Source organism: Mycobacterium sp. SMC-4, assembly GCF_025263265.1.
In the GTDB taxonomy this organism is placed as follows: Bacteria; Actinomycetota; Actinomycetes; order Mycobacteriales; family Mycobacteriaceae; genus Mycobacterium.
The window spans coordinates 1,905,369-1,926,521 of record NZ_CP079869.1; the positions used below are offsets into that span (position 1 = coordinate 1,905,369).

Here is a 21,153-nt window from a genome sequence, read left to right on the forward strand (position 1 = left end):
CGTGGCCCATGAGCGCAGCGGTGTGCCCGGGATCCTTCGACCCGGTGACCCTTGGTCACATCGACGTCTTCGAACGTGCCGCCGCCCAATTCGACGAGGTCGTCGTCGCGGTTCTGGTCAACCCGAACAAAAAGGGCATGTTCAACCCTGATGAGCGTCTCGCGATGATCGAGGAATCGACGGCCCATCTACCCAATGTGCGAGCCGAGGCGGGCCAGGGGCTCGTTGTCGATTTCGTCCGCGCGCGGGGGATGACCGCGATCGTCAAGGGCCTGCGCAGTGGAACCGACTTCGAGTACGAACTGCAGATGGCGCAGATGAACAAGCACATCGCGGGGGTGGACACGTTCTTCGTCGCCTCCGCGCCGCGCTACTCGTTCGTGTCGTCGTCGTTGGCCAAGGAGGTCGCCACCCTCGGCGGTGACGTCTCTGACCTGCTCCCCGAAGCGGTCAACACGCGACTGCGGGACAAGTTGCGCGGTTGACGCCGCTGCCTGCGGGTATCACCGATACACCGGCGTCCAGCCCATTCGCGCCGGCCGATCGTTGTCCCGTCCGACGGAGGTAACTGCCGTGCCTGAAACATTCGTCCAATCCACCGATGACGTCGTCGCGTTCCTGACCGATCAGCACAATTTGATCAAGGACATGTTCGACGACGTGCTCTACGCCTCGGAGCCCGAGGCGCGGCAGAAGGCCTTCACCGACCTGCGGCAGCTGCTGGCGGTGCACGAGACCGCCGAGGAGATGGTGGTGCATCCGCGCACGCGTCGGGAAGTCGCCGATGGGGATGAGATCGTCGACGCCCGCCTGGACGAGGAACACGCCGCCAAACAGCAACTGGCCTCGCTCGAAGGCATGGACATCGCGTCGCAAAAGTTCCTCGACGAGCTGACGTCGTTTCGCGATGCGGTGCTCGAGCACGCGCAGAACGAGGAGGTCGAGGAGTTCCCCAAGCTCAAGCGTGAACTCGATGCCGATGAGCTCAAGACCATGGCAGCCGCCGTCCGTGCGGCCGAAGCGATCGCTCCTACCCGGCCGCACCTCGGGGTGGAATCGGCCAAACTGAACTTCGCGGTGGGGCCGTTCGCGTCGATGCTCGACCGCGCGCGCGACGCCATCAGCGCGGCGCTGCGCTGACCCTGCCACGCGGCCCCCGGGCTTGACATAATGTGGACACACGCGTCACTTCGTGTGCCGGTGGCGGGGCCCGCGACACACCGGGACGAGAAAGCCGAGTCACAGCCGTAACACCAGGCACACTGGTTACTAACAACTACGCCTGGAAGGTGTCACCGTGTACCGAGTTTTCGAAGCGCTCGACGAGTTGGGTGCCATCGTCGAAGAAGCCCGCGGAGTGCCGATGACGGCCGGCTGCGTGGTGCCCCGTGGCGATGTCCTCGAGTTGATCGACGACATCAAGGACGCGATTCCCGGCGAGCTGGACGACGCCCAGGACGTCCTCGACGCCCGCGACACCGTGCTGCGCGAGGCCAAGGAGCACGCAGAATCCACGGTCTCGACGGCCAACGTCGAGGCGGATTCGATGGTCAACCACGCCCGTGCCGAGGCGGACCGGTTGTTGGCCGACGCCAAGGCCCAGGCTGACCGGATGGTCGCCGAGGCGCGCCAGCACAGCGAGCGGATGGTCGTCGAGGCCCGCGAGGAGGCCGCACGCCTGGCCGCAACCGCCAAGCGCGAGTACGAGGCCAGCACGGGCCGCGCCAAGTCGGAGGCCGACCGGTTGATCGAAAGCGGAAACCTCGCCTACGAGAAGGCCGTTCAGGAGGGCATCAAGGAGCAGCAGCGGCTGGTGTCGCAGACCGAGGTGGTGGCCACCGCCACCGCTGAAGCCACCCGCATGATCGACACCGCCCACGCCGAGGCGGACCGGCTGCGCGGCGAGTGTGACATCTACGTCGACAGCAAACTGGCAGAGTTCGAAGAGTTCCTCAACGGAACGCTGCGCTCGGTCGGTCGGGGCCGTCATCAACTGCGTACCGCCGCAGGTACGCACGATTACGTGTCGCGCTGACCGCCGCTGACCGCGGGATCGGCCTCACCGTACGATTACGGGCATGGCGACGCACGCACGCGCGGCGGCGCACCGGGGGTCACGGTCGCCGCTGGTGATCGATGTTTCTCGGCTCGGCCGACGGCCGGGCTCGATGTCGACGGTGCAGAAGACCGTGCCGAGCCCCTCCCGAATCGGGCTGGAACTCATCGCCGTGGATGCGGGCAGTCCGCTACAGCTGGACCTTCGACTGGAGTCGGTTTCCGAGGGTGTGCTGGTGTCGGGAACCGTGTCAGCGGCCACGACGGGTGAATGTGCGCGCTGCTTGACGGCGCTGGCCGGTGAGATCGAGATCGAGCTGACCGAGCTTTTCGCCTATCCGGACAGCGCCACCGACGAAACCACCGAGGACGACGAGCTTCCCCGGGTGATCCGGGGCGGCGGCACCGAGGCCGTCGACCTCGAGCAGCCCATCATCGACGCGATCGGCTTGGTCCTGCCGTTCTCGCCGATCTGCAACCCGGACTGCGCCGGTTTGTGTCCCGAGTGCGGGGTGGCGCTGGCCACCGCCGGGCCGGGCCATGGCCACGAGCAGATCGATCCGCGCTGGGCCAAGTTGGCCGCCCTGCGCGAGCAGATCGGCGACGACTCGTGACGGTGGACCGCGCACCGCTGCTCAAGGCGCTGGGGGTCGACCTGCCCGACGAACTGCTCACCATCGCACTGACCCACCGCAGCTACTCCTACGAGAATGGTGGTCTGCCGACCAACGAGCGTCTGGAATTCCTCGGTGACTCGGTGTTGGGACTGACCATCACCGAAGAGCTTTATCATCGCCATCCGGATCGGTCCGAGGGCGATCTGGCGAAGCTACGTGCCAGTATCGTCAACACCCAAGCGCTGGCCGACGTCGGCCGCCAGCTCAGCGACCACGGCCTGGGTGCCTACCTGCTGCTGGGCAAGGGCGAAGAGAATTCCGGTGGCGCCGACAAGTCGAGTATCTTGGCCGATGGTGTCGAATCTCTCTTGGGTGCAGTGTATCTGGAGCACGGGGCGACGGTTGTCAAGGACGTGATCCTGCGTCTGTTCGGCACTCTGCTCGACACCGCGCCGACGTTGGGGGCCGGGCTGGACTGGAAGAGCAGCCTGCAGGAGCTGACCGCATCTCGCGGTCTGGGTGTGCCGACCTACCTGGTCACCTCCACCGGGCCAGACCATGACAAGGAGTTCACCGCGACGGTCGTCGTCGCCGAGCTCGAGCGTGGCACCGGAGTGGGCAGAACCAAGAAGGAAGCCGAACTCAAGGCAGCCGCGGCGGCATGGAACGCGTTGAACGACGCACGATCGCCTCAACCGTGACGGATGCCTGAACTTCCCGAAGTCGAGGTGGTTCGTCGTGGTCTCGATGCGCATGTGACAGGCCGAACCATCACCGCGGTGCGGGTGCACCATCCGCGGGCGGTGCGCCGCCACGAAGCGGGCCCGGCCGACCTGACCGGGCGCCTGCTGGATACGACGATCACCGGCACCGGCCGCCGGGGCAAGTACCTGTGGCTGTCGCTCGGCCCCGATGCCGCGCTGGTGGTGCACCTGGGTATGAGCGGGCAGATGTTGTTGGGGCCGCTGGCCGACGACAGCCATCTGCGTATCGGCGCGCTACTCGACGACGGCACCATGCTGAGCTTCGTCGATCAGCGGACCTTCGGTGGCTGGATGATCGCCGATATGGTCATCGTCGACGGCACCGCCGTGCCGATGCCGGTCGCGCACATCGCCCGCGATCCTCTGGATCCGCTCTTCGATCGTGAGGCCGTGGTGAAAGTGTTGCGGGGCAAGCATTCTGAGATCAAACGCCAGCTGCTCGACCAGACGGTCGTCTCGGGTATCGGCAACATCTACGCTGATGAAGCGCTGTGGCGGGCCAGGGTCAACGGTGCCCGGCTGGCCTCGGCGTTGTCGCGGCCCAAGCTGCGGGAGTTACTCGATGCAGCCGCCGAGGTGATGACCGATGCGCTGGGGCAGGGTGGCACGTCGTTCGACTCGCTGTATGTCAACGTCAACGGTGAGTCGGGGTATTTCGACAGGTCGCTGGACGCTTACGGGCGGGCCGGCGAGCCGTGCCGGCGTTGCGGGGCAGTGATGCGGCGCGACAAGTTCATGAACCGCTCGTCGTTTTTCTGCCCCCGCTGCCAACCGCGGCCCCGCGGCGCGAGGTTGTAGAAATAAGCCATGACCGAATTGTGGGTGGAGCGTACCGGGGTGCGGCGTTACACGGGCCGCAGCTCTCGCGGCGCCGAGGTGCAGGTGGGCTCCGAGGACGTCGAAGGCGTGTTCACGCCGGGCGAGCTTCTCAAGATCGCGCTCGCGGCATGCAGCGGAATGGCCAGCGACCAGCCGCTGCGACGCCGTCTGGGCGATGACTACCGGGCCACCGTGCGGGTGACCGGAGCTGCCGATCGCGACCAGGAGCGCTATCCGTCGCTCGAAGAAGTGCTCGAGCTCGATCTGACCCAGCTCGACGCCCAGGAGCTGTCCCGGCTCTTGACCGTCGTCGAACGGGCCATCGACCAGGTGTGCACAGTGGGACGCACGTTAAAGAGTGGGACGAAAGTGACTCTTGAGGTAAAAGATGTTGGACGACAGTGAGGTTCGCCTGGACGCGTGGGTGCACGGACACGTTCAGGGCGTAGGTTTCCGCTGGTGGACACGGTCGCGTGCGCTGGAACTGGGTCTGAGCGGGTTCGCCGCCAACAAGCCCGACGGTCGCGTTCACGTCGTCGCCCAAGGCCCCCGGGGGGCCTGCGAACAGCTACTCGCCCTGCTCAGTGCCGGTGACACGCCAGGTCAGGTGGACAAGGTGATCTCGGACTGGTCCGACCCGGTCGACGCGATCGCGGGCTTCAGCGAACGCTGACCATCTCGGCGGTAGGGTTTGACGTCATGCATCTGAAGAGTCTGACGCTGAAGGGCTTCAAGTCCTTCGCCTCGCCGACGACTCTGCGTTTCGAACCCGGCATCACCTGCGTGGTCGGTCCCAACGGCTCAGGGAAGTCCAACGTCGTCGACGCACTGACCTGGGTGATGGGCGAGCAGGGCGCCAAGACCCTGCGCGGCGGCAAGATGGAGGATGTCATCTTCGCCGGCACATCCTCGCGCGCCCCGTTGGGTCGCGCCGAGGTCACGTTGACGATCGACAACTCCGACAACGCACTACCGATCGAGTACTCCGAGGTGTCCATCACGCGTCGGGTGTTTCGTGATGGTGCCGGCGAGTACGAAATCAACGGCAGCAGTTGCCGATTGATGGATGTGCAGGAGCTGCTGTCGGATTCGGGTATCGGCCGTGAGATGCACGTCATCGTCGGTCAGGGCAAGTTGGCCGAGATCCTCGAATCCCGCCCCGAGGACCGCCGGGCGTTCATCGAGGAGGCCGCAGGTGTGCTCAAGCATCGCAAGCGCAAAGAGAAGGCCGTCCGCAAGCTCGACTCGATGTCGACCAATCTGGCCCGTCTGACCGATCTGACCACCGAGCTGAGGCGACAGCTCAAGCCGCTGGGCCGACAGGCGGAGATGGCGCGGCGGGCACAGACCATCCAGGCCGACCTGCGCGATGCCCGGCTGCGTCTGGCCGCCGACGACCTGGTGGCCCGCAAAGCCGAGTTCGACAACAGTAATCAGGCCGAGACCTCGCTGCGTCGCGAACACGAAGAGTTGAGTCAACGGCTGCAGGCACGCTCGGCCGAACTCGAGGCCCATGAAGCGGCCGTGGAGGATCTGAGCGAGCGGGCAAATGCCGCCCAGCAGCGTTGGTTTCGGCTCTCGGCGCTCGCCGAGCGGGTTGGAGCCACCATCCGTATCGCCAGCGAACGCGCCCAGCATCTCGACACCGAACCGGACTACTCCGGCGGGCCCGATCCCGATGCACTGGATGCGCAGGCCGATGCTGTCGGCGAACAGGAGCGCCAACTCCTCGAAGAGCTCGCCGAGTCCCGGGAGCGGCTCGATGCGGCACGGGCCGAACTGTCCGAGCGCGAGCAGGTCGCCGCCGAAGCCGAGCGCGCTCACATGGCCGCCGCCCGTGCCGAGGCCGACCGACGCGAAGGGCTGGCGCGACTGGCCGGTCAGGTCGACACCATGGCCACTCGGGTGGAGTCGATCGACGACACGCTCGCGCGGTTGTCCGCCGGAATCGACGATGCCGCCCTGCGTGCCCAGCAGACCCAGGCCGAGTTCGAGACGGTGCAGGGGCGTGTCGCAGAACTCGACGCCGGCGAGGTCGGACTCGACGACCACCACGACCGCACCGTCACCGCTTTGCGTCTGGCCGACGAGCGTGTGGCCGAGTTGCAGACCGCCGAGCGTGGCGCCGAACGACTGGTCGCCTCGTTGCAGGCCCGCATCGACGCCCTCTCGGTCGGACTCGACCGTAAGGACGGCGCCGCCTGGTTGCAGGAGAATTCAGACAGCACAAAGCTTTTCGGGTCGATAGCCAGCTTGGTGAAAGTGCACCGGGGGCATGAGGTGGCCATCGGCGCGGTGCTCGGCGCGGCAGCCGACGCGCTGGCGGCACAGGACAGTGGTGCCGCACGCGAGGCCCTGACTGCGCTGAAGACCTCTGATGGTGGGCGCGCGACGCTGGTGCTCGGCGACTGGCCGGCGCCGGCCCCGGCGAACACCACGACATTGCCCGGTGCGGCGCGATGGGCGCTGGACCTGGTCGACCCGGCCCCCCGGGTGCGTGGCGCGATGACGGCACTGCTGACCGGTGTCGCCGTGGTGGACGAGCTTGGCACCGCACTGGAACTTGTTGCAGCACATCCAGATTTGCGGGCAGTGACCGCCGACGGCGATCTCGTCGGGGCCGGGTGGGTCAGCGGTGGTTCCGACCGCAAACCCAGCACGCTGGAGATCGCCTCGGAAGTCGACAAGGCGCGATCCGAACTCGCCGACGCCGAGCGGCAGACCTCCGAATTGTCCGCGGCGCTGGCCGGGGCGCTGGCCGAGCAGTCTGCCCGCCAGGACGCCGCCGAACATGCACTGGCGGCGCTCAACGAATCCGACGCGGCGATTTCGTCGATCTACGAACAGCTGGGCCGGCTGGGCCAGGATGCGCGGGCCGCCGACGACGAATGGCAGCGGCTGATCAAGCAGCGTGAGGAACTCGAAGTCGGCCGCGACCGCACCATCGCCGAACTCCGCGACCTCGAACAAAGGCTGCTCAACGCCCAGCAGGAGCCGATGTTCGAGGCCGAGCCGGTCGATCGGCAGCAGAGTTCGGCTGCCGCCGAAGCCGCCCGCGCTGCCGAGGTCGAAGCCCGGCTCACTGTGCGGACCGCTGAAGAGCGCGCCAACGCCGTTCGGGGAAAAGCGGATTCGCTACGCCGTGCGGCCGCAGCCGAGCGGGAGGCGCGGGTGCGCGCACAGCACGTGCGCGAGGCGCGGGTACGCGCGGCGGCGGTGGCGGCCGCGGTGGCCGAGTCCGGGCGGTTGGTTGCCGCACGGTTGCATGCCGCGGTGGCGGTGGCCTCGCAGATCCGCGACGAGGTGGCCGCCGAGCGGCAGGTGCGCGCCGGTGCGCTGGCTGCCGCGCGCGAGGAGGTCAACGACCTCACCGCCCGTGTCACCGCGTTGACCGACGCACTGCACCGCGACGAGGTCGCCAAAGCCCAAGCGGCGCTTCGTATCGAGCAGCTCGAAGAGCAGGTGCTCGAGCAGTTCGGGATGGCCGTCGACGATCTCATCGCCGAGTACGGGCCCGCGGTCGCGTTGCCGCCGACCGAGCTGGAGATGGCCGAGTACGAGCAGGCCCGTGAACGCGGCGAGCAGGTGAGCGCCCCGGTACCGATGCCGTTCGACCGCGCCACACAGGAGCGCCGCGCCAAGCGGGCTGAGCGCGAACTCAAGGAACTGGGCCGGGTGAACCCGCTGGCGTTGGAGGAGTTCGCAGCTCTGGAGGAGCGCTACAACTTCCTGTCTACTCAGCTCGAGGACGTCAAGGGCGCCCGCAAGGATCTGCTCGATGTCATCGCCGAGGTCGACACCCGCATCCTGCAGGTGTTCGAGGAAGCCTACGCCGACGTCGAACGTGAATTCTCGCAGGTGTTTTCGACCCTGTTTCCCGGCGGCGAGGGCAGGCTGCTGCTCACCGATCCCACCGACATGCTCACCACGGGCATCGAAGTGGAAGCGCGGCCGCCCGGTAAGAAGATCAAGCGATTGTCGCTGCTCTCCGGCGGTGAAAAGTCGTTGACGGCGGTGGCGATGCTGGTCGCGATCTTCCGGGCGCGGCCGTCACCGTTCTATGTGATGGACGAGGTCGAGGCGGCCCTCGACGACGTCAACCTCCGGCGTCTGATCAGTTTGTTCGAACAGTTGCGGGAACGTTCGCAGCTGATCGTCATCACCCATCAGAAGCCGACGATGGAAGTGGCCGACGCGCTCTACGGCGTGACCATGCGCGGCGACGGCATCACCACGGTGATCTCTCAGCGTCTGCGTGGCCACGAACTGGTAGCCAGCCCGTCCTAGGCCAGTTCAGGGCCTGCGGGTTCAGCCGATCTCGACCACTCCGCGACGGCGGAGGGCGGCCAGGTCGGGCGCGCCGCACCCGTGCAGACAGACCAGCAGCTCGTAGAGGAAGTTCTGCAGCCAGTCCACGACCGCGGCCACCGACTCGATGGCCGGTGCCAACAGCGGCCGCGCGATGGCGACCACGTCGGCACCCATCGCCAGGGCCTTGGCCGCGTCTACCCCGGTGCGAATGCCCCCGGATGCCACCAGCGGCATGTTCGGCAGCGCGCGATGCACCTCGATGAGCCCCTGCGCGGTGGGGATGCCCCATTCCGCGAGGGCCGGGTAGCGCACCTCGCCGTACCGGACGTACTGCTCGATGCGTGCCCACGACGTCCCGCCGGCGCCGGCCACATCGACGGCCGAGACGGGCAGGTCGGCGAGTTCTGCGGCCGCCGCGGCACCGAAGCCGTGGCCGACCTCTTTGACCATGACCGGATAACCGATGCCGGCGACCACCTCGCGCAGGCGTCCCAGCGAGCCGGAGAAATCGGTGTCGCCGTGGTGCTGCATCGCTTCCTGTAGCGGATTGGTGTGCACCGCCAACGCGTTGGCGCCGACCTTGTCCAACGCCCTGACCAGGCCGGGAACCAGCGTGTGGTGCAGCTGAGCCATTCCGATGTTGCCGATCAGCAGAACATCGGGAGCGACCTCGCGCACGTCGAAGCTCGCCGCGGTGGCGTCGTCGTCGATCATCACCCGCTGCGAACCCAGCATCATGCCGATGCCGAGTTGCTGCGCGGCGGCGGCCAGGTTGCGGTTGATGATCCCCGACAGCTCCGCCCCGCCGGTCATGGCGCCGATCAGTACCGGGGCCCGCAAGCGGCATCCCAGAAACTGCGTGCCGAGGTCGATGCCGTCGAGGTCGGTCTGGGTCAGCGCGTTGTAGGGCAGCCGGTAGCGCTCGAGGCCGGTGGTGACGCTCTGGTAGTCGACGGCCTCGGTCAGGCACACGTCGATGTGTCGGCGTTTGCGGTGCGCCAGTGCGGCCACGGGGTCGAAGGTCACCGCGAGCACCCCTGCGACAATGACGGGGTGACGGAGAGTATCGGGCTGGGCCTGTGGATCGCGATCGCGGTCATCGCTGTAATGCTGATCGTGGCGCTCGTCGTCGGCCTGGTGCGATACCGGCGTCGCCGCATCAGCTTGAAAGCTCCAGACACCGCCACTCCCGTCGATCGATCCGGCGGCTACACCGCGTCATCAGGCATCACTTTTACCTCGTCGGCGCCGGCCCAAACCCCGCCGGCCGCTGCACCGGCGCCGGAACGAATCGACACCACCGGTTTGCCTGCCGTCGGCGATGATGCCACCATCCCGCGGGACGCGCCGAAACGTCCGATTGCCGACGTCAGACTTCCCGAACCGCCGCCGGCCCCCCCGACCCCGCCGCCGGCCGCGCCGGAGCCTGAACCTGCGCGTGAACCCGAGCCAGAACCTACGCTCGAACCCGAGCCAGGACCTGAGCCCGCACCCGTACCTGCGCCTGAGCCCGCGCCTGCGGTCACCGAAGCGCCCGCGCCCGACATCGAGGCGATCGCGCCGATCGAAGGCCGCCTGGATCGGCTGCGCGGACGGCTGGCCCGGTCTCAGAACACCCTCGGACGCAGCATGCTCGGCCTGCTCGGCGGTGGCGACCTCGACGAGGACTCCTGGGAAGAGGTCGAAGACACCCTGCTCGTCGCTGATCTCGGCCCCGTGGTGACCGAGTCGGTCGTGGCCGCGCTGCGCAGCCGGATGGCCAGCAGCCGGGTCCGCACCGAAGCCGACGCCAGAGCGGTGTTGCGCGAGGTGCTGATCGCCGAGTTGCGGCCCGACCTGGACCGCTCCATCCGGGCCCTGCCGCATGAGGACAAGCCGTCGGTGCTGCTGGTGGTCGGTGTCAACGGCACCGGCAAGACCACAACAGTGGGCAAACTGGCCCGAGTGCTGGTCGCCGACGGACGCCGGGTGGTGCTCGGTGCGGCCGACACCTTCCGTGCGGCTGCCGCCGACCAGCTGCAGACCTGGGCCTCCCGGGTGGGGGCCCAGGTGGTTCGTGGTCCAGAGGGCGCCGACCCGGCGTCGGTGGCCTTCGACGCGGTCGACACCGGCATCGCCGCCGGGGCCGACGTCGTCGTCATCGACACCGCCGGACGGCTGCACACCAAGACCGGCCTGATGGACGAATTGGGCAAGGTCAAGCGGGTGGTGGGCAAGCGCACCGCAGTCGACGAGGTCCTGCTGGTGCTCGACGCGACCATCGGGCAGAACAGCCTGCCCCAGGCGCGGGTGTTCGCCGAGGTCGTGAACATCACCGGCGTGGTGCTGACCAAGCTGGACGGCACCGCCAAGGGCGGGATCGTCTTCCGGGTACAGCAAGAACTCGGCGTCCCGGTCAAGCTGGTGGGCCTGGGAGAGGGTCCCGACGATCTTGCCCCGTTCGAGCCGGCGGCGTTCGTCGACGCACTGCTCGGCTGAGCGCATTCGCCCGGGCGAAACACGAGCGTAACGACTTCGGCGTGTGCGTTCACCTAGCCGAAACACAACAGAATCACCGAGGAAACGCGCTCCGCAGAGTCTCTTCGGGAGGCCGATCCGCGTCGGCCGTCATCCCAAGGAGGTTCACACAAAGTGGCATTCGGCTTACATGATGTGGTCTTGGCCCTGCCAGACGACCAATTCCTTCCGTTCGGGCCGGAGGGCCTGAGCGCGGGAGACACGGCGTGGGTGCTCACATCCGCCGCGTTGGTGTTGCTCATGACACCCGGTTTGGCGTTCTTCTACGGCGGGCTTTCTCGGCAGAAGTCCGTGCTCAATATGATGATGATGTCGTTCGGCTCGATGGGCCTGGTCAGTGTCATCTATGTGCTCTGGGGTTACTCGATGTCGTTTGCTTCGTCGCACACCGGCGGAAGCGACATTCTCGGCCTCTTCGACAATCCGTTCACGCTCTTCGGGGTCAGTCAGCTGACCGAGGTCCGCGAGATCGACGGCGTGGAGACCTTCGTCCTGGGTGGTTTCGGGTCGGTCCCTGCCATCGCCTGGGTGGCCTTCCAGCTCACCTTCGCGGTCATCACGGTGGCGCTGATCAGCGGTGCCGTCGCCGAGCGGATGAAGTTCGGGACCTGGCTGCTCTTCGGTGGCATCTGGGTCACCCTGGTGTATTTCCCACTGGCCCACATGGTCTGGGGTGGCGGTCTGCTCTCTGATTCGGAATCGGGCATCGCGGCAATGATGTTCGGTTCAGAAGACGGCGAGGCCAATGTGGCACCGATCGACTTCGCCGGCGGCACCGTGGTGCACATCAACGCCGGTATGGCGGCGCTGGTGCTGGCGATCCTGCTGGGCAAGCGGGCCGGGTTCGGCCGGAGCGCCTTCCGCCCGCACAACATCCCGTTTGTGATGCTCGGCGCCGCCCTGCTGTGGTTCGGCTGGTTCGGGTTCAACGTCGGCTCCGAGGGCGCGGCCAACATGGTCGCCGGCGCGGTGTGGGTCAACACCACCGCAGCGACGGCGGCAGCGATGCTGGCCTGGTTGGTCGTCGAGCGTATCCGGGACGGCCATGCCACCAGCGTCGGCGCAGCCTCGGGCATCGTCGCGGGTCTGGTGGCGATCACCCCGGCGTGCGGGTCGCTGAGCGCGATCGGCTCATTGATCCTCGGTGCGGTGGCCGGTGTGTTGTCCGCGCTGGCGATCTCGCTGAAGTACAAGTTCGGGTACGACGATTCGCTCGACGTGGTCGGTGTGCACCTGGTCGCCGGCCTGTGGGGCACCGTGGGTGTCGGCTTGCTGGCCACCGAAACCGGGCTGTTCTACGGTGGTGGGATCGAGCAACTCATCGTGCAGATCGTGATCGCCGTAGTCGCCGTCGTGTTCACTGGTGTGATGACCCTCATCATTGCGTTCATCGTCAAGCCGATGGGATGGCGGGTGTCCAAGGAGGACGAGGACACTGGTATCGATGAGACCGAACATGCCGAAACGGCTTACGAGTTCGCCTGATCGGCGACAATTTCCTCGGAAGGGATCGACTACATGAAGCTGATTACTGCGATCGTCAAGCCGTTCACGCTGGAGGATGTCAAGACCGGTCTGGAACAGACGGGCATCCTGGGCATGACCGTCAGCGAGGTTCAGGGTTACGGTCGCCAAAAGGGGCACACCGAGGTGTACCGGGGTGCGGAGTACTCCGTCGACTTCGTCCCGAAGGTCCGGGTGGAGGTTGTCGTCGACGACGCTGCCGTCGACAAGGTGGTGGACGTGATCGTCCAGGCTGCTCGCACCGGCAAGATCGGCGACGGCAAGGTGTGGGTCAGTCCGGTCGACACGGTTGTCCGGGTGCGCACCGGTGAACGGGGGGCAGACGCTCTCTGACCCGGATCGCCCATTGAGAAGTCGTCTCCCGGCAGTAACGCCGCGGAAGCGCTGGATCGTCAAGTGCTGGGAGGACAACTCATGAGCAAGCACCCGCAGCCCGCCGCCGGGCACTCCCGTTGGGAGCGTCCGGCGGCGGGTTCTGCCCGTCCTGCAACAGATCTCACCGCAGCGGCGCAACAACTGGTCAGCGGTGGAAACCGCCCGCTCGATGCGGCGGCGCTGCGCAATGCGTTGCTCGACCTCTTCGACTTCTGGCTCACCACCAAAGCCGCCGAGATCGGCATCACCGCGACAAGCGGGTTCGCCATTGTCGCCACCGGTGGGCTGGGCCGAGGCGAACTGCTTCCGTACTCCGACCTGGACTTGATGTTGCTGCATGACAACATGCCGCCGGAGGCCGTCGGCGGGGTTGCGGAGCTGCTGTGGTACCCGCTGTGGGACGCCAATATCCGACTCGATCACAGCGTCCGCACCGTACCCGAGGCGCTCACGGTCGGCGCTGAGGACATGTCCGCAGGACTGGCGATGCTCGAAGCGCGACACATCGCCGGAGACGCCGATCTGTCGGCGCTGCTGATCGGTGGGGCACGCAGGCAGTGGCGCACCGGGATCGCCTCACGGTTCGACGAACTCGTCGAGCACACCCGCGCGCGCTGGCAGCGCAGTGGTGAGATCGCCCACCGCGCCGAGCCGGATCTCAAGTGCGGCCGAGGCGGCCTGCGCGACGTGCAGCTGCTCAACGCGCTGGCCATCGCCCAGCTCGCCGATGTGTACCCCAGCCGTTCTTTGGCATCGCCCACCGAAACACTTGGGGAGGCGCATCTTTCATTGCTCAATGTGCGAACCGAGCTGCACCGGGTGGCCGGGCGGGGCCGAGAGCTCCTGCTCGCACAGCACGCCGACGAGATCGGTGCGGCACTGAGGATCGGTGACCGGTTCGATCTGGCCCGGATCCTTTCCGATGCCGCTCGCACCGTCAGCTACTACGTCGACGCCGGGATCCGCACGGCGGCCAACGCGCTGCCGCGACGCGGACTGGCCGTGCTGCGCCGGCCGGTCCGGCGCCCACTCGACGAGGGTGTCATCGAATTCAACGGCGAGGTGGTACTGGCTCGCGACGCCCGCCCGGAGCGGGATACCGGGCTGATCTTGCGGGTGGCTGCCGCATCCGCGGTGACCGGGCTGCCGATGGCAGCATCGACGTTGAGCCGGCTGGTGGAGTCGGCGCCGGAACTGCGCGCGCCATGGCCGCGTCAGGCGCTCAAGGACCTGCTGGTGATGCTGGCAGCCGGACCGTCAGTGGTTGCCACCATCGAGGCGCTCGACCGAACCGGACTGTGGGGCCGGCTGTTCCCGGAATGGGGAGCGGTGCGCGACCTGCCGCCTCGCGACGTCGTTCACATCTGGACCGTGGACCGGCATCTGGTCGAAACCGTCTCGCGGGCAAGCGCTCTGACCACCCGGGTGTCTCGGCCCGATCTGCTGGTGCTGGGCGCGCTGGTGCACGACATCGGCAAGGGGCGCGGCGGTGACCACAGCATCATCGGCGCCGAATTGGCGACCCAGATCGGTAACCGCTTGGGTCTGTGGCCCTCCGACATTGACATCCTGGCCGCGGTGGTACGCCACCATCTGCTGCTGGCCAAGACCGCCACCCGGCGCGACCTGCAGGATCCGCGCACCATAGCCACGGTGGTCGACGCACTCGGCGGAGATCTCGTCGTCCTGGAGCTGTTGCACGCGTTGGCCGAAGCCGACTCGCTGGCCACCGGACCGGGCGTGTGGGGCGACTGGAAGGCGTCGCTGATCGGCGACCTGGTGCGGCGTTGCCGTCTGGTGATGGCCGGCGAACCGCTTCCCAAGCCCGACCCCATCGACGCGCGCTTCGTGGCGCTGGCCGCCGGCTCGGGTGTGCACGTTGAACTCGTTCCCGCCGACACGGCGCACATCTACCAGGTCACCATGATCGCCCCGGACAGTCGTGGGCTGTTGTCCAAGACCGCAGGCGTGTTGGCGCTGAACTCGCTGCGGGTGCATTCGGCGTCGGTCAACGGTTGCCACGGCAGCGCGGTGAACACGTTTGTCGTGTCGCCCCATTTCGGCAGCCCGCCGGCTGCCGAGTTGCTGCGCCAGCAACTCATCCTGGCCATCGACGGTGAGCTCGATGTGGTCGGCGGCTTGGAGAAGAAGGCCGCCGATGCGGCTGCATCGGGCCGGGTCGGCGAAGTGCGTCCGGCCGTTCCGATCAACTCGCCTGCGGCACCGCCGCGCGTGCTGTGGCACGACGGCGCCGAGGCAGGGCAGCTGGTGGCCGAGATCCGGGCCACCGATCGAGCCGGTCTGCTGTCCGCGCTGACAGCGGTGTTCGAGCGCGCCGGTGTGGACATCGCCTGGGCGAAGGTCACCACGCTGGGCTCCTCGGTGGTCGACGTCTTCGGCATCGTGTTGCCGCCCGGAAGCACCGTCGAGACGGTGCGGCCGAAGTTGGAACTTCAACTGTTCGCTGTTCTACCCGCTCCGCCGGCCAAGCCGGTGGAGGAAGCCAGCTGAGAGGGGCTGGTCTAACCGGATCCGGGCTACCGATCGCGGTGCGGGCACTCGACGCCAAGTAGGCTTGCCCACGTGTTTGAATCCCTGTCCGACCGGTTGACCGGTGCCCTCTCGGGTCTGCGGGGCAAGGGTCGGCTGACCGACGCCGACATCGATGCCACCGCCCGAGAGATCCGCTTGGCGCTGCTGGAAGCCGACGTATCGCTGCCGGTGGTGCGGCAGTTCGTCGCCCGCATCAAGGATCGTGCCAAGGGTGCGGAGGTATCGGCCGCGCTCAACCCCGCCCAGCAGGTCATCAAGATCGTCAACGAGGAGCTCATCGCGATCCTCGGCGGCGAGACTCGCCAATTGGCCTACGCGCGCAACCCACCGACGGTCATCATGCTGGCCGGTCTGCAAGGTTCGGGTAAGACCACGCTGGCCGGCAAGCTTGCCAAATGGCTGAAGGCCCAAGGACATACACCCCTGCTGGTGGCCTGCGACCTGCAGCGTCCGGGTGCGGTCAACCAGCTGCAGATCGTCGGTGAACGTGCCGGCGTCGACGTCTTCGCACCCCATCCCGGCACGGCGCCCGGCGCCGAAGAGGTCAAAGGGACCGCAGACCCCGTGGCGGTGGCTTCGGCCGGTCTCGGCGAAGCCAAGGCCAAGCTCTACGACGTGGTGATCGTCGACACCGCGGGCCGGCTCGGCATCGACGAGGAGCTGATGAACCAGGCCGCGGCCATCCGCGACGCCGTGAATCCCGACGAGGTGTTGTTCGTCCTGGACGCGATGATCGGTCAGGACGCCGTCAACACCGCCGAGGCCTTCCGGGCAGGTGTCGGATTCACCGGCGTGGTGCTGACAAAACTCGACGGCGACGCCCGCGGCGGCGCGGCGCTGTCGGTGCGCGAGATCACCGGAGTGCCGATCCTGTTCGCCTCGGCGGGGGAGAAGCTGGAAGACTTCGACGTCTTCCACCCCGATCGGATGGCCAGCCGGATCCTGGGCATGGGCGACGTCCTGACCCTCATCGAGCAGGCCGAGCAGCACTTCGATGCGGCACAGGCCGAGGCCACCGCCGCCAAGATCGGCAGCGGAGAGCTCACCCTCGAGGATTTCCTCGAGCAGATGCTGGCCATCCGCAAGATGGGGCCGATCGGCAACCTGCTGGGAATGCTTCCCGGCGCCGGACAGATGAAGGATGCGTTGGCCGCCGTCGACGACAGCCAGCTCGATCGGGTGCAGGCCATCATCCGCGGCATGACGCCCGCGGAACGCGCCGACCCGAAGATCATCAACGCCTCGCGGCGGCTGCGCATCGCCAACGGCTCGGGGGTGGCGGTCTCGGAGGTCAACCAGCTCGTCGACCGATTCTTCGAAGCCCGCAAGATGATGTCGCAGATGGCGGGCCAGATGGGCATGCCCTTTGCCCGCAAGAGCAACCGCAAAGCAGCCAAGGGCAAGAACAAGCGGAAGAAGGGTGGTAAGGGCCCCACGCCGCCCAAGGCGCGCAATCCGCTGGGCGCGGGCATGGCCGGTCTGCCCCCGGGCTTCCCGGACCTGTCGAACATGCCCAAGGGTCTCGACGAACTGCCGCCGGGTCTGGCCGACATCGACCTGTCGAAGCTGAAGTTTCCGAAGAACTAGTGGCGATGAGCGCTTGCGCGAAGAGCGGATGACCATGCCGGCCGGCGCTGCTCTGCACGTCCGTGGACGCGGCCTGCCCGATGGTGAACCCGTCGAGTGGTGGATCGTCCACGGCACATTGAGCGCCGAGCCGGTCCGTGGTGCGCAGACGATCTTCGGCGCCGACGGCGACAGTGGCTGGATTCTGCCCGGCCTGGTCGACGCCCATTGTCACGTGGGCCTGGGCCCGCAGGGAGAGATCCCGCTCGATGAAGCGGTCGAGCAGGCCGAAGCTGAGCGCGCCGTCGGGGCCCTGCTGCTGCGCGACGCGGGTTCGCCGACCGACACCCGAGGCTTCGACGAGCGTCCGGAGCTACCGCGCATCATCCGGGCCGGGCGTCACCTGGCGCGCCCCAAGCGCTACCAGCGGGATTTCGCTCTCGAACTCGAAGACCCCTGGCAGCTTCCCGAGGCGGTGGCCGCCCAGGCTCGCTGGGGAGACGGCTGGGTGAAGCTGGTCGGGGATTGGATCGATCGGGACACCGGGGACCTGGCGCCGCTGTGGGCCGACGACGTACTCGAGGCGGCCATCGCCGCCGCGCACGCCAACGGGGCGCGGGTGACCGCACATGTGTTCAGTGAAGACGCGCTGCCCGGACTCATCACCGCAGGTATCGACTGCATCGAACATGGCACCGGACTGACCGAGGACACCGTGGACCTGATGGTCGAGTACGGGACCGCACTGGTCCCGACGTTGATCAACATCGAGAACTTCCCCGGGATCGCCGACGCGGCGCACCGCTACCCGCGCTATCAGCAGCACATGCGGGCGCTGTACCGCAGCTGTCGGGAGCGCATCGCCGCCGCCCGCGAAGCCGGTGTGCCCATCTACGCCGGATCAGATGCCGGCAGCGCCGTCGCGCATGGTCGCATCGCCGACGAGGTCGAGGCGCTCAAGGGTGTCGGCATGAGCCCCACCGAGGCGCTGGGCGCGGCCTGCTGGGACGCCCGGGAATGGTTGCGCCGGCCGGGGCTGCGGCACGGGGCCTCGGCAGATTTGGTGTGCTTTGCCGACGACCCGCGATCGAGCGCGGCGGTGCTGGCGAACCCGACATTGGTGATGCTGCGCGGTGTCGTCTACTAGCTGGGTAGCGCCACGACCCTAAGGCTGCGCGAAGCCCCAATCCAACAGCCGGATCGCATGCCCGTAGAGATCACCGGTGCCGTACATCTGCACGACGACCAGTCGCCGGTTTCCGCGCTGGGCGGCACCGACGTAGGTCTTGCGGGCCAAGTTGGTGTAGCCGGTCTTCCCGCCGAGGCTGCCCGGATACCGCTTGAGCAGCTCGTTCTGATTGTGGATGGTCTTGCCCGGAAACTGCGCCGACGGTGAACCCATGATGTGGGCGATCAACGGATACCTCAGCGCCGCACGCATGATGACCGCGAGATCGTGTGGTGTGGTTGATGATTCCCAGCCGGGGCCGTCCAGACCGGACGGCGAGGACGCCCTGGTGGCCCTCGCGCCGACGAGTGCGGCCTTGCGATTCATCGCGGCCACAGCCACCCGTTGCCCGCCGAGCATGTCCGCCAACATGTTGGCTGCGTCGTTGCCCGAGACCATCAGAATGGCCTCGACCAGCTGTCGGGTGGTGTAGGCCTGGCCGGGTTTGAGTCCGACACAGGAGCATTCGACGGTGGTGTGGGACGCATTGGCGCGGGCGAAGCTCTCCGGGCGCAGGTGGTCGAGCGCCACCATGGCCATGAGCACCTTGATGGTGCTCGCCGGTGCGTAGTTGCCGTACGGATCGCGACTGGCCAACACGCGACCGGTGTCGAGATCGGCGAGCAGCCACGCTTTGGCGGGGCCATCGGGAACCGGTTGGGCCGCAGCCGCTTCGGCAGGCTGCGCGATCGCTGACGAACCAGGGGGTAGCAGGGCGGTCACCAGGGCCGCGCACAGGGCGAGCGCCAACCCCGCGAACCGTCTTCGCACGCTTGGCGACGTTAACGGCACCCGGACTCGATCCGTGCGCGATCAGGTCTCCATCGGGTATCGACTCCGCGTGTCGCGTTTGGGTTGTCCGGGCTTAGAGTCGACTGACTCCCGCGTCGGGGCTCAGCGCGAAGCCCCAATCGAAAAGGCCCGCCGCCTGGTCCCAATATGTCGGCGCGCCTTCGACGTTGACGCCGTACATCAGAGCGACCACCAGATGCCGGCTGCCGCGTTGGGCACCACCGACGAAGGTCTTGCGCGCGATGTCGGTGTATCCGCTCTTGCCGCCGAATGTTCCGGGGTAACGGTGCAGCAGCTCGTCCTGGTTGACCAACACCCGGTCACCGGTTGCGGTGGGGAAGACCGCCGTCGGCTGCGCGGTGATCTGGGCAAACACCGGATTGGCCATGGCGGCCCGGAAGATGACGGCCAGATCCCGCGGAGAGGACCAGATCTCGATTCCTGGGCCGTCCAGTCCGGAGGGCGAGCCCGCCTGGGTCGCGTGGGCTCCGAGTGCGGCGGCCTTGGCGTTCATCTTGGCCAGCGCGACGTCGTGTCCACCGAGCATGGTCGCCAGGGTGTTGGCCGCGTCGTTGCCCGACACCAGCAGCAGCGCCTCCAGCAGTTGGCGCGTGGTGTAGGTCATGCCCGGTGTCACACCCGCGCAGTTGCATTCGACCTCGGTGTCGGCTTGGTTGGCCACGACGGTGGCCTCGAGCGGCAACTCGTCGAGGACAGTCTGGGCGAGCAGCACCTTGATGGTGCTTGCCGGGGCGTACCGGCCGTCCTGGTTACGTCCGGCCAGAATGGCGCCGGTATCCATGTCGGCCAGGACCCACGCCTGCGCCGGACCGTCGGGTACCGGTGCAGAACCCGCCGGCTGGCTGATGCCCGCCGGCACCCCGACCGCGGGCGCAGCGGTGACAACGCCGGCTGTGGCGGTTGCGACCAGGCTGAGCGTGACACCCACACATACGAGAAGCCGTGACGTCATGACGGTCGAGTGTAAGCACGGTCCCGGGGATCGTGCATCGTGTTGAATCGTGCAGGTGATGACTCTTGGGGAGATCTCGGACCGCCTGGAGATCCAGCAGTTGCTGGTCGATTACTCCACGGCCATCGACCAGCGCCGCTTCGACGACCTCGATGCGGTGTTCACCAGCGACGCCTACATCGACTACCGGGTATCGGGTGGCATCGACGGTCGCTTCGGCGAGGTCAAGGCCTGGCTGAAAGAGGTGCTGCCGAACTTCCCCGCGTACTACCACATGCTCGGCAACATCGACGTGCGGTTGAACGGCGACCAGGCGACGTCGCGGGCGATCTGCTTCAACCCGATGGTGCTCGGGGGCGCGGCCGAGCAGCCCCAGATCTACTTCGTTGGGATCTGGTACGTCGACGAGTTCGTGCGTACCGAGCAGGGCTGGCGGATGAGCCGACGGGTGGAGGAGAAGTGCTTCGACAAGCTGGTCTGAGCCGGTTCCGGACCGGCTTTCTCAGCGCACGAGCCGGCGCGCCACTGCACCGGCAGCCTTCTTGATGCGGTCGGACAGGTACACCGACGTCAGCATGTTGAAGATGTCTTCCCTAATCCGGGTCAACGTGGAGCTGGTGAAATACCACTGCCCGTCCACCTTCTCGTAGGTCTCGTGATAGTGCCCATAGCCGCGCAGATTGACGCCGGGGGCCAGCCGCACCACGTCTTCGAGCGCCCATATCGCGCGGGCCGTTGTGGTTGAGGTGAACTCGATCTCGGGTGCGTGCACCTGGTGCACGGTGGCGCGTTCGCCCACGCTGCGCCGGGTGAACGCGACGAAATCGTCGGCGCCGACGATGAGTTTGCCGCCAGCCGGTGAGGTGTCGCTGCGAAAGTCGTCGGCGAACAGCATCCGCCATTCGGCCCATTTCTTGGTGTCCAGCAGGCGGCAGTACCGGGCTTTGAGCTGTTTGATCTCCTCCAGCTCGGCCAGCCGCGCGCTCCCGTCGGTCACGGTCGCAGCGTACGGCACAGTCACCGGTGATTGTGGCCGGTGCATCGGGTTCTGCAAGCCGG

The 21,153-nt window shown here is 67.2% G+C and carries 20 protein-coding genes; 16 read left to right on the forward strand and 4 right to left on the reverse strand.

What is annotated here, in order from left to right; all coding sequences use genetic code 11:
- Nucleotides 1-8 precede the first annotated feature (8 nt).
- The 9 genes from coaD (at nt 9) to smc (ending at nt 8,542) form a co-directional block, all read left to right on the forward strand.
- Nucleotides 9-485: a pantetheine-phosphate adenylyltransferase gene (gene coaD, locus KXD98_RS09200; protein WP_260763504.1), complete on the forward strand. Its 477-nt coding sequence runs from the start codon at nt 9-11 to the stop codon at nt 483-485.
- 88 nt (nt 486-573) lie between these two features.
- Entirely contained in the window at nt 574-1,140 is a 567-nt protein-coding gene (locus KXD98_RS09205) for a hemerythrin domain-containing protein (RefSeq protein ID WP_260763506.1), read from the forward strand.
- 157 nt (nt 1,141-1,297) lie between these two features.
- Nucleotides 1,298-2,035, forward strand: a complete 738-nt coding sequence (gene sepIVA / locus KXD98_RS09210) for a cell division protein SepIVA (protein ID WP_260763508.1) — start codon at nt 1,298-1,300, stop codon at nt 2,033-2,035.
- 43 nt (nt 2,036-2,078) lie between these two features.
- Nucleotides 2,079-2,669 carry a DUF177 domain-containing protein gene (locus KXD98_RS09215; protein ID WP_260763510.1) on the forward strand — a complete coding sequence of 197 codons (591 nt, stop codon included), beginning with the start codon at nt 2,079-2,081 and terminating at the stop codon, nt 2,667-2,669.
- Nucleotides 2,666-3,373 carry a ribonuclease III gene (rnc, locus tag KXD98_RS09220; RefSeq protein ID WP_260763512.1) on the forward strand — a complete coding sequence of 236 codons (708 nt, stop codon included), beginning with the start codon at nt 2,666-2,668 and terminating at the stop codon, nt 3,371-3,373. Before KXD98_RS09215 ends, rnc begins: the two co-directional genes overlap by 4 nt.
- 3 nt (nt 3,374-3,376) lie before the next feature.
- The gene (gene mutM, locus KXD98_RS09225; protein WP_260763514.1) at nt 3,377-4,234 is read left to right on the forward strand and encodes a bifunctional DNA-formamidopyrimidine glycosylase/DNA-(apurinic or apyrimidinic site) lyase; all 858 of its coding nucleotides are present in this window, start codon (nt 3,377-3,379) and stop codon (nt 4,232-4,234) included.
- A 9-nt stretch (nt 4,235-4,243) separates the two neighbouring features.
- Entirely contained in the window at nt 4,244-4,660 is a 417-nt protein-coding gene (locus tag KXD98_RS09230) for an OsmC family protein (RefSeq protein WP_260763516.1), read from the forward strand.
- Nucleotides 4,644-4,928 carry an acylphosphatase gene (locus tag KXD98_RS09235; RefSeq protein WP_260763517.1) on the forward strand — a complete coding sequence of 95 codons (285 nt, stop codon included), beginning with the start codon at nt 4,644-4,646 and terminating at the stop codon, nt 4,926-4,928. Before KXD98_RS09230 ends, KXD98_RS09235 begins: the two co-directional genes overlap by 17 nt.
- A gap of 26 nt (nt 4,929-4,954) precedes the next feature.
- Nucleotides 4,955-8,542, forward strand: coding sequence for a chromosome segregation protein SMC (gene smc / locus KXD98_RS09240; RefSeq protein WP_260763519.1), 3,588 nt, complete (start codon nt 4,955-4,957; stop codon nt 8,540-8,542).
- Between the two features lie 21 nt (nt 8,543-8,563).
- On the opposite strand, the gene fni is transcribed toward smc, so the two are convergent.
- On the reverse strand, nt 8,564-9,592 hold the full coding sequence (gene fni / locus KXD98_RS09245) for a type 2 isopentenyl-diphosphate Delta-isomerase (RefSeq protein WP_260763521.1): 1,029 nt from the start codon (nt 9,590-9,592) through the stop codon (nt 8,564-8,566).
- 81 nt (nt 9,593-9,673) lie between these two features.
- Here fni and ftsY point away from each other — a divergent pair, with 81 nt between their 5' ends.
- From ftsY to KXD98_RS09275, 6 genes are all read left to right on the forward strand, one after another.
- Entirely contained in the window at nt 9,674-11,044 is a 1,371-nt protein-coding gene (gene ftsY, locus KXD98_RS09250) for a signal recognition particle-docking protein FtsY (protein ID WP_260765091.1), read from the forward strand.
- A gap of 174 nt (nt 11,045-11,218) precedes the next feature.
- A complete protein-coding gene (locus tag KXD98_RS09255; RefSeq protein WP_260765092.1) occupies nt 11,219-12,568 on the forward strand; it encodes an ammonium transporter in 1,350 nt (449 codons plus the stop codon).
- A gap of 33 nt (nt 12,569-12,601) precedes the next feature.
- A complete protein-coding gene (locus KXD98_RS09260) occupies nt 12,602-12,940 on the forward strand; it encodes a P-II family nitrogen regulator (RefSeq protein WP_163889424.1) in 339 nt (112 codons plus the stop codon).
- An 81-nt stretch (nt 12,941-13,021) separates the two neighbouring features.
- Nucleotides 13,022-15,493: a [protein-PII] uridylyltransferase gene (locus KXD98_RS09265; RefSeq protein WP_260763527.1), complete on the forward strand. Its 2,472-nt coding sequence runs from the start codon at nt 13,022-13,024 to the stop codon at nt 15,491-15,493.
- Nucleotides 15,494-15,565: 72 nt separating this feature from the next.
- Nucleotides 15,566-17,122: a signal recognition particle protein gene (gene ffh, locus KXD98_RS09270; RefSeq protein WP_260763528.1), complete on the forward strand. Its 1,557-nt coding sequence runs from the start codon at nt 15,566-15,568 to the stop codon at nt 17,120-17,122.
- Nucleotides 17,123-17,156: 34 nt separating this feature from the next.
- The gene (locus KXD98_RS09275) at nt 17,157-18,248 is read left to right on the forward strand and encodes an amidohydrolase family protein (protein ID WP_260765093.1); all 1,092 of its coding nucleotides are present in this window, start codon (nt 17,157-17,159) and stop codon (nt 18,246-18,248) included.
- Nucleotides 18,249-18,266: 18 nt separating this feature from the next.
- On the opposite strand, the gene KXD98_RS09280 is transcribed toward KXD98_RS09275, so the two are convergent.
- Nucleotides 18,267-19,100 (reverse strand): D-alanyl-D-alanine carboxypeptidase family protein, encoded by an 834-nt coding sequence (locus KXD98_RS09280; RefSeq protein ID WP_260763530.1) that lies wholly within the window; start codon nt 19,098-19,100, stop codon nt 18,267-18,269.
- Between the two features lie 94 nt (nt 19,101-19,194).
- Nucleotides 19,195-20,094, reverse strand: a complete 900-nt coding sequence (locus KXD98_RS09285; protein ID WP_260763531.1) for a D-alanyl-D-alanine carboxypeptidase family protein — start codon at nt 20,092-20,094, stop codon at nt 19,195-19,197.
- Between the two features lie 55 nt (nt 20,095-20,149).
- Here KXD98_RS09285 and KXD98_RS09290 point away from each other — a divergent pair, with 55 nt between their 5' ends.
- Nucleotides 20,150-20,575 carry a nuclear transport factor 2 family protein gene (locus tag KXD98_RS09290; protein WP_260763533.1) on the forward strand — a complete coding sequence of 142 codons (426 nt, stop codon included), beginning with the start codon at nt 20,150-20,152 and terminating at the stop codon, nt 20,573-20,575.
- A gap of 21 nt (nt 20,576-20,596) precedes the next feature.
- Here the strand turns inward: KXD98_RS09290 and KXD98_RS09295 are convergent, their stop codons facing one another.
- Complete coding sequence (locus KXD98_RS09295; protein WP_396882780.1) at nt 20,597-21,091, reverse strand: nuclear transport factor 2 family protein; 495 nt, start codon at nt 21,089-21,091, stop codon at nt 20,597-20,599.
- Nucleotides 21,092-21,153: the final 62 nt, after the last annotated feature.

Bases quoted from the DNA above. Each gene is read 5' to 3' on its own strand.
- KXD98_RS09265 (WP_260763527.1), top strand. From the start codon at position 13,022: ATGAGCAAGCACCCGCAGCCCGCCGCCGGGCACTCCCGTTGGGAGCGT.
- KXD98_RS09275 (WP_260765093.1), top strand. From the start codon at position 17,157: ATGCCGGCCGGCGCTGCTCTGCACGTCCGTGGACGCGGCCTGCCCGAT.
- coaD (WP_260763504.1), top strand. From the start codon at position 9: ATGAGCGCAGCGGTGTGCCCGGGATCCTTCGACCCGGTGACCCTTGGT.
- KXD98_RS09235 (WP_260763517.1), top strand. From the start codon at position 4,644: ATGTTGGACGACAGTGAGGTTCGCCTGGACGCGTGGGTGCACGGACAC.
- KXD98_RS09215 (WP_260763510.1), top strand. From the start codon at position 2,079: ATGGCGACGCACGCACGCGCGGCGGCGCACCGGGGGTCACGGTCGCCG.
- mutM (WP_260763514.1), top strand. From the start codon at position 3,377: ATGCCTGAACTTCCCGAAGTCGAGGTGGTTCGTCGTGGTCTCGATGCG.
- KXD98_RS09260 (WP_163889424.1), top strand. From the start codon at position 12,602: ATGAAGCTGATTACTGCGATCGTCAAGCCGTTCACGCTGGAGGATGTC.
- KXD98_RS09230 (WP_260763516.1), top strand. From the start codon at position 4,244: ATGACCGAATTGTGGGTGGAGCGTACCGGGGTGCGGCGTTACACGGGC.
- ftsY (WP_260765091.1), top strand. From the start codon at position 9,674: ATGCTGATCGTGGCGCTCGTCGTCGGCCTGGTGCGATACCGGCGTCGC.
- KXD98_RS09285 (WP_260763531.1), bottom strand. From the start codon at position 20,094: ATGACGTCACGGCTTCTCGTATGTGTGGGTGTCACGCTCAGCCTGGTC.
- smc (WP_260763519.1), top strand. From the start codon at position 4,955: ATGCATCTGAAGAGTCTGACGCTGAAGGGCTTCAAGTCCTTCGCCTCG.